The following is a 13,967-nucleotide window of genomic DNA, read 5'->3' on the forward strand; positions in this document are numbered from 1 at the left end:
GTCCCCTCGGCCGAACCGGTCACGACTGTGCACAGGTTAGTCAATTGTGCGTCAATGCGACGTGTCGCGCGCGGAGTTGGACATGACGCCCGGATCATGTGGTGGTACGGACGGTGTGTTCCAGCCGGTGCGCGACATGCCGGATCAGCCGCTCCAGGTCGGCGCAGTACACACTCGGGTGGTGGAAGCCGGAGCCGGGCGTGTACCGGTGCACGTAGTTGCCGCCCCCGCACACCCGGCCCACCGGGCAGGCACGGCAGTCCGCGCCCAGGGCCCGCTCGCCCGACTGGCGTGCCACGATGCCCGGGTGGCGCAGGACCGTGTCGAAGGAGTGCCGGAACACGTCGTATCCGGTCTCTGCGGCGCCCCGGTAGGCGGACCTGAGCGAGTCGACCTGTTCGATCGCGCCGTCCGTCTCGACGACGACGGCGGCCACCGGCGACAGGCCCACGGCCTCGGCCCTGCTGGGTGCCCCCAGCAGCAGGGCGACGATCTCCTGGAAGAGCCTTACGCGGGTGCGCAGTCGTCCCGCGTCCCACCAGGCGTCGAAGACGGTGGCCAGCCAGTCCCCGTAGGGCGTGGCCCCTGGCCGGTGCCTGCCGGGCCGGCCACCGGGCAGACCGGGTGGCGGCCGGCCCCAGTTGGCGTGCGGGAGCAGAAGGTCCAGCCGCGGCGGGCCCAGCTCCAGCAGCGAGTGGTAGACGTCCAGCGGGTCGGCGTCCAGGTCGACGGTGCACAGGATCCCGGCGTACGCCTGTGGACGCGCGGCGAGCCTGCGGGCGGCGGCGAGGGCGGCGGGCCAGGCGGGCCGGCCCGCGTGGTCGACCCGGCGTGCGTTGTGGGCCGCGCGTCCGCCGTCGAGGCTGAGGCCGACCCGGACGCCGTCCTCGGTGAGCTGCTCCAGGCCGCGGTCGGTGAGGCGGGTGCCGTTGGTCTGCACGGTGGCGGTGATCCGGCAGCTGTCGGGGACGGTACGGCGGACGGCACGGACGTAGTCCAGGACGGGTGCGGGACCGGCCAGGAGGGGTTCGCCGCCGTGCAGTTCGATCCGGACGTGGTCGAGGCCGTGGGCGCCGACGTGCTCGGCGACCCGGGCCGCGGTGTGCTCCATGACGCGGTCGCCGACGCGGGCCGGGCGGTCCCGCCAGCCGCTGTCCTGGCCTCGGTAGAGGTAGCAGTAGGTGCAGTCGAGGTTGCAGCGTCCGTGGACCTTGAGGACGAACTGTCGCAGGGGCGTGGGGACGTGCCCCTGGGCGTCGGGGCGCGCGGCGGGCCGGCACGGGGGTGCGGGCGGCCGGGGGCCGGCCGTCACGGGGCGTCCTCGTAGTAGGCGACGACGGTGGCCTCCCCGTCGCGGACGTGGAGTTCGGCGAGGACCGCGGCGAGCACCGGATGGTCGGAGCGGGCGGGCCGGGTGAGTTCGGGCAGGGGTATCTCCGCCTCGTCGGTGGGGTGGGTCACGCGTCGGCCGTTCCGGAGGTGAGGCGGGCGATGTCCGAACGGAGCAGCTCGGCCAGCTCGGGGTCGGTGGTGAGGCGGAGGGCCTCGCGGTAGTCGGCCAGGGCGGAGCGGGCACGGCCGAGCCGTTCGCGGGCGTGGGCCCGGCCGCGCAGGGCCAGGGCCAGGACCGCCGGGCCCTCGGGGCCCGCCTCCCGGGCGTGCTCGGCGCCCTGGGTGTAGTGCTCCACGGCCTTGTCGGCGTGGTCGGCGGTGCCCAGTCTCGTGTGCAGGTGCAGGGCCACGATGCCGCGTCGCATCAGGTACAGCGCCTGGTGCCGCGGCTCCTCGGAGCCACGGACCGCCTCCCCCAGCAGCCAGTCGGCCTCGTACAGGTCGGACAGCACGTGCTCGCGGTGGAAGCGCCCGACGTGTGCGTCGGCCAGCAGGGACCGCCGGTGGGGCAGGGCGGGGTCGTCGGGAGGGGTCTCGTCGACGGCCCGCCGCAGCAGGTCGACGGCCCGGTGGGTGTCCTGCGGCGAGTCGTGGTGGCCGGCGCGCTCACGCAGGGCCGCGCCGCAGTCGGTGAGTACGGCGGGCAGCCGGGGGTCGTCCTCGTGCAGCAGTCGTACGACCGACTCCCACGCGCCGACGGCCAGGTCCAGCGACGTCGGGTCACCGGTGCGCTCGTACCTCTCCCAGTGGGCGCTCGCGGCGCGGGTGCGGCACTCGACACGCAGTTCCTCGTCGGCCCCGGCCGCCTCCTGGGCACGCTCCAGCGCGTGCGTCAGCAGGGCGTGCCCGCCGTCGTCCTCGTCGCCGGTCCCGGCGAGGCTCACGGCGGACGCCACGTCCAGCCAGACCCGGCAGCGTTCGCTGTCCGGCAGGGTGTTCTCCCGGCTCAGCACCGCCATGAAGTCCTCGGTGGCCGAGGCCGCCGCGTCGCGCGCCCGGTCCGCCTCGTCGGTGGAGGAGGCGACAGGTCCCTGCCCGGCGAACTGCCGCGCGAGCTCCAGCCAGAGCCGGCCCCGCTCGGCACGGGGCCGGCCCGAGCCGGACAGCTCGGCCGTGGTGGTGGCGGCGTCGAGGGCTCGGTACAGGTGGGCGACGTACCACTCCTCGGGGCTGTCGCCCGCCGAGTAGGGGCCGTCGGTCCCGTGCCGGTCCGCGCCCACCAGCGCGATGACGCCGCGCAGGTTCAGCAGTACGAGGCCGGCGGCCCGGCGCCGGTCGGCGCTCTCGCTCTCCGCGGCCAGGACGGCGGCGAAGTCACTGTCGGCCAGGTACAGCAGGACCGCGCGGGCGAACTCCGCGGGGTCGTGCTCGCTGTGCGCGGCGGCGTCGGCGGCCCAGTCCCGCAGATCGTCCGGAATCCCGGGGAAGCCGATGCCCTCGTCGTGCACCGCGTAGGCCTGGTCCGAGCAGATGACGCCGCGGACGAACCTCCCGTGTCCGGTGAGGCCTCGCGGGTCCGCGACCGCCTCCCATGCCTCCCGCAGGTCATCGCCGTCCGCGCCCACGCGCCACCGGTCGAGCAGGCATTCCGCGAGCGACTCCGCGACCTGCACGCGCCGCTCGCCCGGGCGGGCCACGGTGAGCGCCTGGCGCAGGCTGTCGACGGCCGCGTCGAGTTCGCGGGTCAGCCCCTCCGTCCGGAAGCGGGCGTACGCCTCCCGTCCCCGTTCCAGCAGCTCCTCCGCGCCGAACCCGAGGACGGTGGCCGTCCTCGGCATCCGGGCGCCGAGCTCTCGCAGCACGTCCGCCGACACCTCGGCGAACGCGCGCAGGCCGGCTGGTTCGGCCGCGCCGGGGCCGGTCGCGTAGGCGGTCGCGGGGCCGGTCACCGGAACGAGCCGCTCACCCGGGGTGACCGCGCCGCGCAGGAACGCCCCGGCGAGGGCGGGGAAGTTGCGCACACTGCGGCCGAAGCGGCGCTCCACGTACTCGGAGCAGTGCTTGAACAGGAGCTGGACGTCCTCGACGGTCAGCCGGGCCCGCAGTTCCGTGGCGACGCCGGGCAGGAAGCGGTACCGCACGGCCTGGGGGTCGTCGGTGTCCGGCTGGCGGCGCAGCAGCCCGCCGAGGAGCACCTCGGACAGGACGTCGGGTCCGCTCCCGGCGAGCATCGCGTGCTGGACCAGCTGCATCACCGGCAGCTGGAGCGGCACGGCGGACAGGTACACGGCGAGGCGGCGGGCCTCCGGGGACGCGGGACGCCAGAAGGCCCGGACCCGCTCGGCTCCGCCGACGTCCTCGGCCGCGCGCACCGGCGCGGCGGAGGCGGGGTGGTCGGCGCGCACCCAGCCCGCTGCGGCGGCCAGGGACTGCCCGGTGGCACCGGACACGAGCCGCGCCCAGCCCTCCACCGACGGGCGGCGCAGCGCCAGGACGGGCACCGGCAGCGCCCCGCGCTCGGCCGCACCCCGGTCGGGGCGGAACTCCAGCGCGCCGGCCGGGCCCTCGCGCCGGTGCAGTATCCCGCGCCGGGCCGGCAGATGGGTACGGGCCCACATCCGCTGCGGCAGCGGCTGCGCGACCGCGACCGGTGCCGTCGCCGCCCAGCGGTGCAGCAGACGCTGCACCCGGCCGCTGCGCCACATCGGTCCGGCGCAGTCGCTGAGGACCAGGGTCACGCGGCGGCCGGTCGGGTCGCTGAGCTGCTCGGGCGCGTGCAGCGGGCCGCCCGTCTCCGGGCGGGAGGAGCAGCCGGGCCGGCCACCGGGACCTTCGTGCAGGTACTGCACCTGGAGCTCGCGGAACGCGCCGGCCCGGGCGCAGACCTGGCGCAGTTCGTCCAGGGCCTGCTGCCAGACCACGGTGGAGGTCGACACGTCCATCAGGAGCAGCAGCCGGGCCTCACGACGCCGGTCGGTGCGCAGCACGGGCAGCACCAGTCCGGACTCCGCGGCCCGTTCGGCGGTGGCCCGTTCGTCCAGGGTTCGCGGGACCGGACGTACGGGGGCGCGGTAGCGCTGGAGCGGGCGGAGGCCGCGCTGCAGGGCGAGGGGTTCCGGCAGGGAGGGTGCGGCCGGGACCCGCACGGGCGCCGGCCCGTCGCCGGTACCGCCCTCGCCGCTCGCGGGACCGTCACCGCCGGGGGCGAACAGCCAGGCGCCGTCGGGGGGCGAGGCCTCCTCCTGGCCCGCGGGCGGCCTGGACGACCCCGGTGGCGGCGGTGACGCGGCGTGGTGGTGTCCACCGGGCGGTACCGCGGGGGCGCCGTCCGCGCCGGAGGTGTCGCCGGCCGCCGAGGACACGGGGGCGGGCAGCCAGCGGGCCAGCCACAGCGCGTCCGCCAGTTCCTCGACGCCCGGCCCGATCCCCGCGTCCCGCATACGCGCGACCAGCGCGGCGAGCACGGGCGCCGCGCCGTCGGTCGGGGTCGGGGGTTCCTGGGCGGCCATCGACTACCGCAACCCACGGTCCAGGGGCTGCATCAGGAGGTCCGAGATCTCCTCGCGCCGGTGGGCGGCGTCGCGGGCGGCGTACTGGGCGAGGAAGATCGCGTTGAGCAACTGGTCGGTGGGCCGCAGCGCCCCGTCCGTCTCGGCGCGGGCGAACTGGTCCACGATGTCGCGGTTGTCATCGTATGCCCCTTGGCCGAAATGGGCCTGCACCAGCGCGGCGAGGCGTTCGTCGCGCGGGGCCCTGAGGTCGAGCGGGATGCAGCGGCGCAGCAGCGGGGCGGGGAACTCGCGCTCACGGTTGCTGGTCATGACGACGAACGGGAAGGCGCGGCACCGCACCTGTCCGTCCTGCACCGCGACCCGCCTGCCGTCGTCGGTGAGGACCTCCACGACCGGGGTGCGGTCGGCGATCCGCTCCAGTTCGGGGATGGCGAACGAGCCTTCCTCCAGCACGTTCAGCAGGTCGTTGGGCAGGTCGATGTCGCTCTTGTCCAGCTCGTCGATGAGCAGTACGCGGGGCCGGTCGGCGGCGAGCAGTGCGGTGCCGAGCGGGCCGAGCTTGATGTAGCGGCCGATGTCCGGGGCGCCCTGGCCGTCGGGCAGCTGGGCGTCCTGGAGGCGGCCGATGGCGTCGTACGTGTAGAGCCCGTCCCGCAGTTCGCTGCGGCTGACGACCGGCCACTCCAGGACCCGGCCGAGGCCGAGTTCGTGGGCGATGGAGTGCGCCAGCGTCGACTTGCCGACGCCCGGTTCGCCGGTGACGAGCAGGGGGCGGCGCAGGTAGAGGGCCGCGTTGACCAGTTCGAGGGTGCCGGGGTCCTGGATGGGCAGCGGGACGGTGCGCGCGCCGAGCCTGCGCCGGGTGGAGGATCCGAGGTCCGGTACGTCGTAGTCCACGGCCGGGGTGTCGAAGTCCCGCCACGGGGGCGGGGCGGGCAGCTGTCCGATCCGCTCGGGAGCCGGTTGCCCGGTGCCCCGGTAGATGAACCACTCGCTCATACCGTGCTCCTCGTCGACGGTCGGTGGCTGTCCACGGCCTGGCCGACGAGGGCGTCGCGCACCCACAACGGGCCCCTGAGAATGTACCCGCGCCCTACCCCGGGAACGGTGCTTTCCGGCCAGTCGCGGCGTCCGTCGCGGTGTCCGCCATGGCGTGTGTCGCGGTGTCCGTCACGACGTGTGCCGCGGTGTCCGTCACGGCGTGGGTCCGGCGGGCGGAGGGGCGCGCGACTGGCGCTCGTAGGGGCCCGTCGAGCGCTTACATGCGCGCGTCCGGCGTTCACAGGGGCGCGTCCAGCGTTCCGCCCTCTTCGGAGGGCAGGGGCCGGCGCGGATCGTCGTAGAGGAGGGCCATCGGCTCGGCCCAGGCCCGGTCGGCCCGCAGCTCGCTGATCTCCTGGCGCACATGGCGTATCCGGTCCGGCAGCTCGGCGAGGGAGCCGAGCGTCTGGAGGAGTTCCTCCGCCTTGGCGTAGAGGATGTCGCACGACTCGGGACAGACACGGGAGGAGTGTCCGTCGACGTGCCAGAGGGCGACTCCGTGGCCGCCCTCCAGGGCGAGCCTCATGGCGGTGCGGCCGGGGTCGCGCCCGGCCGGCCGGCACATGACCGGGATGAGGTCGCAGGCGGCGTCGCGGTAGCCGCGGGCGCCGGGGAAGTCGCCCTGGCCCGGGGTGCGCCAGCCACTGAAGCGCCGCTGGTCCGCCATGGCCTGCCAGCGCTCGGCCCAGACTTTGTCCGGATCTCCCCGGCGCTCCAGGGCGCGCAGCACCACCCGGCGGCGCACGCCCAGGTGACCGGCGTCGTTGAGTTCGGCTATGTCGTCGAACCGCCAGCGGTGCACGGCCGTGTCGAAGTGCTCCACCGGGAGGGCGACCTCGAGGGGCACGGGCCGGCCCTCCTGGTCCTTGGCCCGCAGCAGCCGGCCCAGCGGCCCGCGCAGGGCCTGGACGAGTCCGGCGGGGTCGTGTCCGTGGACGGAGCCGTCCACCTCGTGCAGTTCGGGCTCGCCGTGACCGTCGTCGTACCAGATCTGCCAGAAGAACCGGGCGGGCCGCGCGCCTATCACCGGGTCGAGCAGGACGGCGACGGTCGCCCCCTCGCCCGGCCCCGGGTAGGGGATCACGATGCGCTCCGGCACGGCGTCGGGGGCCGGGCGCAGCGCCTCGGGGAGGCTCACGTCGCGGACGAGGTCGTGGAAGGCCCGGCGCGGTTCCCGGCGCAGCCGGGTGCCGATCCACCGGCCGAGAGCGGTCGCGTCGCCGCCCCGGGCGGCCGTGTACAGCTCGACGAACCTCAGGTAGCGCAGGAAGGTCAGTGCCTCCAGCGGGCGCGCGCCCTCGTAGAGCAGTCCCGTGCCGTCCCGCCAGGTGAGCAGCTCGGGGGTGCCGCCCGGCCATGTGTTGTGGCTGCGCGCCCGCTTCGCGAGCAGTTCGACGGTGGGCGCGTCCGGCGGTGGGGGCAGCTCGGCGAGCAGCCGCAGCGCGTCCCGGCGGTCGGTGGGGGTCCACTGCTCGCCGGCGCCGGCCGGGGGTCCGCCCTGGAGGTCTATCCAGTTGTCCCCGGTCGGGGACTGCGGCTCGCCGCCGTGCCAGCGGTCGTGGGCGGCCACCACCGTGCGGTACGTCCGCCCGAAGCGCCGCAGCGCCGAGATGGCGACGGCCTTGCCGCCGTCCTGCTGCTTGCGGCGCGACTTGACCAGCCCGACCACGGCTCCCGTCTCCGGGTCGAGGAGCGGGCCGCCGGACACCCCGCTGGGAAGGTCGATGTCGGGCTTGATGATCAGTCCGTGCCGGTCCTCGTGTCCGTTGATCTCGGCATCGACGATCCGGAAGTACGTCTCGGACGGTCCGGGGTAGTAGCCGCACACCTTGAGGGCGCCGGAGTGGCTCACGGCCCGGTCGGCGAGCCAGACGCACTCGTGCTGCTGCTCCTCGGGCTCCCCCGCCAGGCGCACCAGGGCCAGGTCCTCCTCCAGGGGTACGGCCTGGCGGCGCGGGTCGGTGAGCAGCCACTGCTCCAGACGGGCCTCGGCGTCGACCCCCTCGCCGCGCACCCGGAAGACGGTGCGGGGGCCCGCCGCGAGGTGCGGGCGCAGCACGTGGGCGGCGGTGAGCACCCATCCGGGCGCGACGAAGAAGCCGCTCCCCCACAGCGGCGCGCCGTCGCCCCGGGCGGGCAGCAGGTGGACGGTGGCGGCGCGGGCGAGTTCGTAGAGGCGGTCGTTCCCCTCACTCATGCGCGGCCGGTACCCGCGTGTCCACCTGCCCGTCGGGCCGGTCGAACCGCCAGGTGAGCGTGACCTCCAGCGACGCCTTGGTCTCACCCCGGGCGAGCACCGCCACGGCCAGCCCCTCCTTGGCGGTCAGCTCCACCCCGAAGGTGATGGCGGCCTCGCTGGGCCCGGCCGCGCGGGCCGCGCTCAGCACCGAGGAGCCGACCCCGGTGATCAGCTCCTGGAGCCGCTCGACCTTGGCGACGGCGGCCTCGGTGAAACCGACGTCCTGCTGGCCGTCGTACTCGTCCGCCTCGCTGATCCGGGCGGTGATGACCGTCCCGTCCGGCAGCTCCACGTCCTGGATGTGGCTCATTCCGCTCCCCCGTCGAGCCCGCCGCGTCCCAACCGTGCGCGGGCACCGGTCACTTGACCTTGATGAGGCTAATACCCAGCCCGGCCGCCCGCGACCCCCATCCGCCGGGCCGTACGGACTACCCTGGACGGGTACGTCGTGGGCCCGACCCACCCGCATCAGGAGCATGAGTTGTACTTCACCGACCGAGGCATCGAGGAACTGGAGAAGCGGCGTGGCGAGGAGGAGGTCACCTTCGAGTGGCTCGCCGAGCAGCTGCGGACCTTCGTCGACCTGAACCCGGACTTCGAGGTGCCGGTGGAGCGGCTGGCCACCTGGCTGGCGCGGCTGGACGACGAGGACGAGGACGAGTAGGCACCCGGGTCCTCGGGCTTTCACCGGCGTCCTCGCGAAGCCCGCTCGAAGCCCGGCCGGGCACGGGGCCCCGCAGGACCCCTTTGGGGCCCCCGCGCACCTCCCGGCGACGTCAGGAGCGTTTGGAGAGGCCGTACGCCGTCCCGAGCGCGCCGTGCGCGACCAGTAGCGCCCCCGCCGTGGTCCAGCCCCCGCTGCGGCGCCGTAGGCCCCAGACGGTGAGTGGCAGGCCCGCCGCCATCTGGGCCAGGGCCAGGGCGCGGGCTCCGGGGCCGCCCACCCAGGGCATCCAGGGGGCGAGGCGGCTTTCGCCGGCGGTGGGGCGCCGCCCGGCGGCCTCGGTCCGCCGGGCGCCGGGCAGGGCGCGGGCGGCGGCGCCGAGGCGGTCGGCCGGTTCGCCGGGGTCGAGTCCGGCGGGGAGGGCGACTCCCGCGCGCGTGAGCACCGCGAGCAGTCCGCGCAGTCTGGTACGGGCGTCGGCCTCGGGGTCCGGCCTCGTCAGCAGGTCCAGCGACTGGACGTCCAGTACGGGATCCAGGCCGAGACGGTTCGCGAAGGTGCGCATCGCCTCGTCCTCGCCGACCGGGGTGCCGTCCGCGAGCCACACGTAGCCGACGGGGCGGCGGAAACCGGACGCGAGGGTGTAGCCCGCCCGGTCGGCGTCCCACCACAGGGCGAGTGCGGGCCACGGGGCACCCACGGCCAGCGCGGCTGCCCAGCCGGTGAGCACGCGGTCGACCGGTTCGCCGCCGTGCCGCCAGGGGCCGCCCACCGGGACCAGCACGCTCCATTCCCCGCCGGCCGGGAGCAGCGTCATGCGTTCACCCAGCAGGGGGGCTACGGCGTCGACGGAGTCCGGCTCGGCACGGCACAGCAGCAGGGCACCGGAAGCGGGAGCGGATACGGACTCTTCCGTCGACATGTTCACAAGTTAGGGCAATTCCGCCCTGCCGGCCGAGCGTTGATCACCAGAACGGGTGTCTTGACTTTCCGGGTCCGCGATATATCGTGAATAACGGAGGACGCGATATGGCGCGTTCGGTCGAGGAGGTCTGCACCATGTCCGAGTGGTCTGTCGCGGAACCCGGGAAACTCACCTTCGACGAGTCCGTGAGCAAGCTCCAGGTACGCATCGTCAACGGAACGGTGAACGTCGTGGGCACGGACGAAGGTTCCGCCCGCCTGGAGGTCTCCGAGATAGAGGGGCCGCCCCTCGTCGTGACCCACCAGGACGGCGTGCTCACCGTGGCCTACGAGGACCTGCCCTGGAAGGGCTTCCTCAAGTGGCTCGACCGCAAGGGCTGGCGCCGCAGCGCGGTGGTCTCCCTGGCCGTGCCGGCCGGCACCCTCGTGGAGGTGGGCGTGGTCAGCGCCACCGCCGTGGTCACCGGGCTCGACGGACGCGCCGAGGTGAAGGGCGTCGCCGGGGACACGACGCTGGTGAGCCTCACCGGCCCGGTCCGCGCCGACACCGTCTCGGGGAACGTGGAGGCGCAGGCCCTCGGCGGAGACCTGAGCTTCCACTCCGTCTCCGGCGATCTGACGGTGGTGGAGGCGGGCTCCTCGGTCCGGGCCGATTCCGTGAGCGGTTCGATGATCGTCGACCTGGACCCGGCCGGCGGGCCCACCGACATCAACCTGACCAGCGTCTCGGGCGAGATCGCCATCCGGCTGCCCCAGCCCGCCGACGCGGAGGTGGAGGCGAACACGGCCAGTGGCACGGTCTCCAGCGCCTTCGAGGACCTCCGGGTGGGCGGCCAGTGGGGTGCCAAGCGAATCACCGGCCGGCTCGGCGCGGGCAACGGCCGGCTGAAGGCCACCACCATCTCCGGCTCGATCGCCCTGCTGCGCCGTCCGGCAGCGGAGGACACGCCGTGGGAGCGCGAGCCCCGGGGCACCGGCCCGGCGGACGACGCGCAGGACGACTCGGGGGACAATTCCGCTTCCGGCCGGGATCCCGGCGCCACCGGCGCCCCGGCCGACGGCACGACCGACAAGAAGGTGCTCTGACATGTCCCCCGTCTTCGCCCACGGCCGCCTCCGCCTCTACCTCCTCAAGCTCCTGGACGAGGCCCCCCGCCACGGGTACGAGGTGATCCGGCTCCTCGAAGAGCGCTTCCAGGGCCTGTACGCGCCTTCGGCGGGCACGGTGTACCCGCGCCTGGCCAAGCTGGAGGCCGAGGGCCTGGTCACCCACACCACCGAGGGCGGCCGCAAGGTGTACGCCATCACCGACGCCGGCCGGGCGGAGCTGTCCGACCGCAGCGGTGAGCTGGCCGACCTGGAGCTGGAGATCCGGGAGTCGGTCGCCGAGCTCGCCGCCGAGATCCGGGCCGACGTGCGCGGCGCGGCGGGCGATCTGCGCCGGGAGATGCGGGCCGCGGCCAGCGCCGCCCGCGGAGGCACCGGCCCGGGCGCGCACGACGAGGGCGACGGCTCGGCCGCCGGCACCGCGGACACGGACGAGAAGGAGGCGTGGCGTGCCGCCAAGGAGGAGATGCGCCGCGTCAAGCAGGAGTGGAAGGAGCAGGCCCGCCGCGCCAAGGACGAGAGCCGCCGCGCCCGTGACGAGGCACAGCGGGCCCGGCGCCAGGCCAAGGAGGCCCAGGAGCGGGCCCGGGTGCAGGCGCAGGAAGAGGTGCAGCGCATCGCCCAGCGGGTCCAGGAGCAGGTGCAGGACCACTTCTCGCGGGGCGACTGGCCGACGGGGCTGCGCGAGGGCCTGAGCGAACTGGCCAAGGAGGTCGGGGACTTCGGAAAGGACTTCGGGAAGGAGTTCGGCAAGGACTGGGGCTTCGGCCGCACCACCGGACCGACCGCCCATCGGCCCGAGCACTCCGCCACCCCGGAGTACTCCGACACCCCCGAGGGCTTCCCGGCCGGTTACGCCCCGTCCTGGGCCCACGAGGACACCGCGGACTCCACCGGCGACCCGGCACGCGACCTGGACCGGCTGCTCGACCGCTTCCGGGACGACATCCGCGACGCGGCCCGGGACCACGGAGTCACGAGCGACCAGCTCCGCGACGCCCGACTCCAGTTGTCGACCGCCGCGGCGCACATCGGGGCGGTACTGCGAGCACCGAAGGCCTGAGCCCGGCGGCACGGCTCCCCGGCGACCGCCGAAGGTCCCCGGGGACACCGCGCACGTCAGGCGCAGGCCTCCCCCGCGCCGCCGCCCAGCACCCTGGTCAGCGACTCGTGAGTCACGCCGTGATCGGCGAGCACCTCGGCAGGTACGCCGGGGCGGACGGTGAGGGCGAGGAGGATGTGCTCGTCGCCGATGCCCCGGTCGTGCCGGGCGACGGCGGCCCGCAGCGCCTGCTCCAGCACCTCCTTGGCCCCCTTGCTGAAGCTGCGGTGCCCGGACCACCACCGCTTGCCCTTCCGGTCGCCGGCCATCGCGCCCACGCCATGGGCCTCCTCCACACGGGCGACGATCTCGGAGACATCGATACCCAGCCCGGCGAGGGCGTCGGTCTCGGCCCGCGTCAGCCCGGCACGGCGCCGCGCCTCCGCCAGGGCCTGCCGCACCTCCTCCTTGCGTTCGCCGGCCCCGAGCGCCGACAGCGCGAAGGAGGCGCGGCCGCCCTCCCGGTCCAGCAGGGCGAGCAGCAGGTGCTCGGCGTCGACGGTCTGCGCCCGCGCCCCTTCGGCCTGCTCGACCGCCCCCTGCACCACGGCCCGGGCATCCTTCGTGAATCGCTCGAACATCAATGCCTCCCGTACTTCTTGTGCACGGCCTGCCTGCTGACCCCGAGTTCCGTGGCGATCTCCTGCCACGACCACCCCTGATTACGCGCGCTGCGCACCTGCACCGCCTCCAGCTGCTCCAGCAGCATCCGCAGTGCGGCGACGGCCCGCAGCCCGACCCGAGGGTCGCGATCACCCGCACGTGCGGCGAGATCCGTTGCTTCACTCATATTGTCAATGTAGGTTGACGACGCCCGTCCGTCAACCCTGGTTGACATGCCGAGGGTGGCGCGGAGAACGCGAACGGCGGGTCCGGACCACCGAACCCGCCGTGAACAATCTGGAGAAACGCGTCAGGAACCGCTGAGCACGATCTTGCCGAACTGCCCTCCGGAGGCCATCCGCTCGAATCCCTCGCGGGCCCGGTCCATCGACAGCACCTCGTCGATGACGGGACGTACGCCGGTCGCCGCGCAGAAGGACAGCAGGTCCTCCAGCTCGTCCTTGGTGCCCATGGTGGAGCCGACGATTTTGAGCTCCAGGAAGAAGACCCGGGTCAGCTCGGCGTGGGAGGGCCGGTCGCCGCTGGTGGCACCGGAGATGACGAGGGTGCCGCCCGGCCGCAGCGACTTCACCGAGTGGGACCAGGTCGCGGCGCCCACCGTCTCGATGACGGCATCGACCCGCTGCGGCAGCCGCGCGCCAGGCTCGACGGCCTCCACGGCGCCCAGTTCCAGGGCCCGCTTCCGCTTGGCCTCGTCCCGGCTGGTGGCGAAGACCCGCAGCCCCGCCGCCTTGCCCAGCACGATCGCGGCCGTGGCGACCCCGCCGCCGGCGCCCTGCACCAGCACCGAGTCACCGGGACGCACCCCGGCGTTGGTGAACAGCATCCGGTACGCCGTCAGCCAGGCGGTCGGCAGACAGGCCGCCTCCTCGAAGGAGAGCTCCTTCGGCTTGGGCAGGACGTTCCAGGTCGGCACGGCGACCTGCTCGGCGAACGTCCCCGGGTAGCGCTCGGTGAGAATGGAGCGGGGCTCCTTGGGGCCGACCCCGTGGCCGGTCTGACCGATCACGGAGTGCAGGACGACCTCGTTGCCGTCCTCGTCGACACCGGCGGCGTCGCAGCCGAGGATCATCGGCAGCCGGTCCTCCGGGAGGCCGACGCCACGCAGGGACCACAGGTCGTGGTGGTTGAGGGAGGCGGCCCTGACATCGATGACACTCCAGCCGGGACGGGCCTCGGGAGCCGGAAGCTCTCCCAACTCCAGGCCGGTCAGCGGCTGGTCGCGGTCGATTCGGGCGGCGTAGACAGCGAACATGACCTTGACGATAGGTTCCCGACCCGCCGACCGGAACCACGACGCCCTGTGACACACACCCTCTTGCCCCACCGACCCAGCTGCGCCGGGCCGCGCCACCCACCCCCGCCCAACCCCCGTGCCGCCCCACCGGCAAAAGCGAACGGCCCCGCCCACCAAGGACGAGG

General features: G+C 74.4%; 13 protein-coding genes. 3 read left to right on the plus strand and 10 right to left on the minus strand.

Features of this window, described 5'->3' with window-relative positions:
• Nucleotides 1–94: 94 nt before the first annotated feature.
• From QC283_RS03385 to QC283_RS03410, 6 genes are all read right to left on the minus strand, one after another.
• Complete coding sequence (locus tag QC283_RS03385) at nucleotides 95–1,312, minus strand: FxsB family cyclophane-forming radical SAM/SPASM peptide maturase (RefSeq protein ID WP_383528915.1); 1,218 nt, start codon at nucleotides 1,310–1,312, stop codon at nucleotides 95–97.
• The gene (locus tag QC283_RS03390) at nucleotides 1,309–1,461 is read right to left on the minus strand and encodes a hypothetical protein (RefSeq protein ID WP_279559816.1); all 153 of its coding nucleotides are present in this window, start codon (nucleotides 1,459–1,461) and stop codon (nucleotides 1,309–1,311) included. The genes QC283_RS03385 and QC283_RS03390 overlap by 4 nt, the downstream gene beginning before the upstream one ends.
• Nucleotides 1,458–4,841 carry an SAV_2336 N-terminal domain-related protein gene (locus tag QC283_RS03395; protein WP_279559817.1) on the minus strand — a complete coding sequence of 1,128 codons (3,384 nt, stop codon included), beginning with the start codon at nucleotides 4,839–4,841 and terminating at the stop codon, nucleotides 1,458–1,460. The genes QC283_RS03390 and QC283_RS03395 overlap by 4 nt, the downstream gene beginning before the upstream one ends.
• A 3-nt stretch (nucleotides 4,842–4,844) precedes the next feature.
• Complete coding sequence (locus QC283_RS03400; RefSeq protein ID WP_279559818.1) at nucleotides 4,845–5,843, minus strand: MoxR family ATPase; 999 nt, start codon at nucleotides 5,841–5,843, stop codon at nucleotides 4,845–4,847.
• A 280-nt stretch (nucleotides 5,844–6,123) separates the two neighbouring features.
• A complete protein-coding gene (locus QC283_RS03405; protein ID WP_279559819.1) occupies nucleotides 6,124–8,082 on the minus strand; it encodes a VMAP-C domain-containing protein in 1,959 nt (652 codons plus the stop codon).
• Entirely contained in the window at nucleotides 8,075–8,434 is a 360-nt protein-coding gene (locus tag QC283_RS03410; protein WP_279559820.1) for a CU044_2847 family protein, read from the minus strand. Before QC283_RS03410 ends, QC283_RS03405 begins: the two co-directional genes overlap by 8 nt.
• Before the next feature lie 171 nt (nucleotides 8,435–8,605).
• On the opposite strand from QC283_RS03410, the gene QC283_RS03415 reads away from it, so the two are divergent.
• Nucleotides 8,606–8,788 (plus strand): DUF6104 family protein, encoded by a 183-nt coding sequence (locus QC283_RS03415; protein WP_003961784.1) that lies wholly within the window; start codon nucleotides 8,606–8,608, stop codon nucleotides 8,786–8,788.
• 112 nt (nucleotides 8,789–8,900) lie between these two features.
• Here QC283_RS03415 and QC283_RS03420 read toward each other — a convergent pair whose 3' ends face one another.
• Nucleotides 8,901–9,710, minus strand: a complete 810-nt coding sequence (locus tag QC283_RS03420; protein ID WP_279559821.1) for a hypothetical protein — start codon at nucleotides 9,708–9,710, stop codon at nucleotides 8,901–8,903.
• A 137-nt stretch (nucleotides 9,711–9,847) separates the two neighbouring features.
• Here QC283_RS03420 and QC283_RS03425 point away from each other — a divergent pair, with 137 nt between their 5' ends.
• A complete protein-coding gene (locus QC283_RS03425) occupies nucleotides 9,848–10,798 on the plus strand; it encodes a DUF4097 family beta strand repeat-containing protein (protein ID WP_279559822.1) in 951 nt (316 codons plus the stop codon).
• Between the two features lies 1 nt (nucleotide 10,799).
• A complete protein-coding gene (locus QC283_RS03430; protein ID WP_279559823.1) occupies nucleotides 10,800–11,882 on the plus strand; it encodes a PadR family transcriptional regulator in 1,083 nt (360 codons plus the stop codon).
• Nucleotides 11,883–11,938: 56 nt separating this feature from the next.
• Here QC283_RS03430 and QC283_RS03435 read toward each other — a convergent pair whose 3' ends face one another.
• The 3 genes from QC283_RS03435 to QC283_RS03445 form a co-directional block, all read right to left on the minus strand.
• On the minus strand, nucleotides 11,939–12,502 hold the full coding sequence (locus QC283_RS03435; RefSeq protein WP_279559824.1) for a Clp protease N-terminal domain-containing protein: 564 nt from the start codon (nucleotides 12,500–12,502) through the stop codon (nucleotides 11,939–11,941).
• Entirely contained in the window at nucleotides 12,502–12,711 is a 210-nt protein-coding gene (locus QC283_RS03440) for a helix-turn-helix domain-containing protein (RefSeq protein ID WP_121749540.1), read from the minus strand. Before QC283_RS03440 ends, QC283_RS03435 begins: the two co-directional genes overlap by 1 nt.
• Nucleotides 12,712–12,834: 123 nt before the next feature.
• Complete coding sequence (locus QC283_RS03445; RefSeq protein WP_279559825.1) at nucleotides 12,835–13,800, minus strand: zinc-binding dehydrogenase; 966 nt, start codon at nucleotides 13,798–13,800, stop codon at nucleotides 12,835–12,837.
• Nucleotides 13,801–13,967 lie beyond the last annotated feature (167 nt).

Source organism: Streptomyces sp. DH41, assembly GCF_029813785.1.
Lineage (GTDB): Bacteria > Actinomycetota > Actinomycetes > Streptomycetales > Streptomycetaceae > Streptomyces.

Bases quoted from the DNA above. Each gene is read 5' to 3' on its own strand.
- QC283_RS03410 (WP_279559820.1), bottom strand. From the start codon at position 8,434: ATGAGCCACATCCAGGACGTGGAGCTGCCGGACGGGACGGTCATCACC.
- QC283_RS03405 (WP_279559819.1), bottom strand. From the start codon at position 8,082: ATGAGTGAGGGGAACGACCGCCTCTACGAACTCGCCCGCGCCGCCACC.
- QC283_RS03430 (WP_279559823.1), top strand. From the start codon at position 10,800: ATGTCCCCCGTCTTCGCCCACGGCCGCCTCCGCCTCTACCTCCTCAAG.
- QC283_RS03420 (WP_279559821.1), bottom strand. From the start codon at position 9,710: ATGTCGACGGAAGAGTCCGTATCCGCTCCCGCTTCCGGTGCCCTGCTG.
- QC283_RS03400 (WP_279559818.1), bottom strand. From the start codon at position 5,843: ATGAGCGAGTGGTTCATCTACCGGGGCACCGGGCAACCGGCTCCCGAG.
- QC283_RS03425 (WP_279559822.1), top strand. From the start codon at position 9,848: ATGTCCGAGTGGTCTGTCGCGGAACCCGGGAAACTCACCTTCGACGAG.
- QC283_RS03445 (WP_279559825.1), bottom strand. From the start codon at position 13,800: ATGTTCGCTGTCTACGCCGCCCGAATCGACCGCGACCAGCCGCTGACC.
- QC283_RS03435 (WP_279559824.1), bottom strand. From the start codon at position 12,502: ATGTTCGAGCGATTCACGAAGGATGCCCGGGCCGTGGTGCAGGGGGCG.
- QC283_RS03440 (WP_121749540.1), bottom strand. From the start codon at position 12,711: ATGAGTGAAGCAACGGATCTCGCCGCACGTGCGGGTGATCGCGACCCT.
- QC283_RS03395 (WP_279559817.1), bottom strand. From the start codon at position 4,841: ATGGCCGCCCAGGAACCCCCGACCCCGACCGACGGCGCGGCGCCCGTG.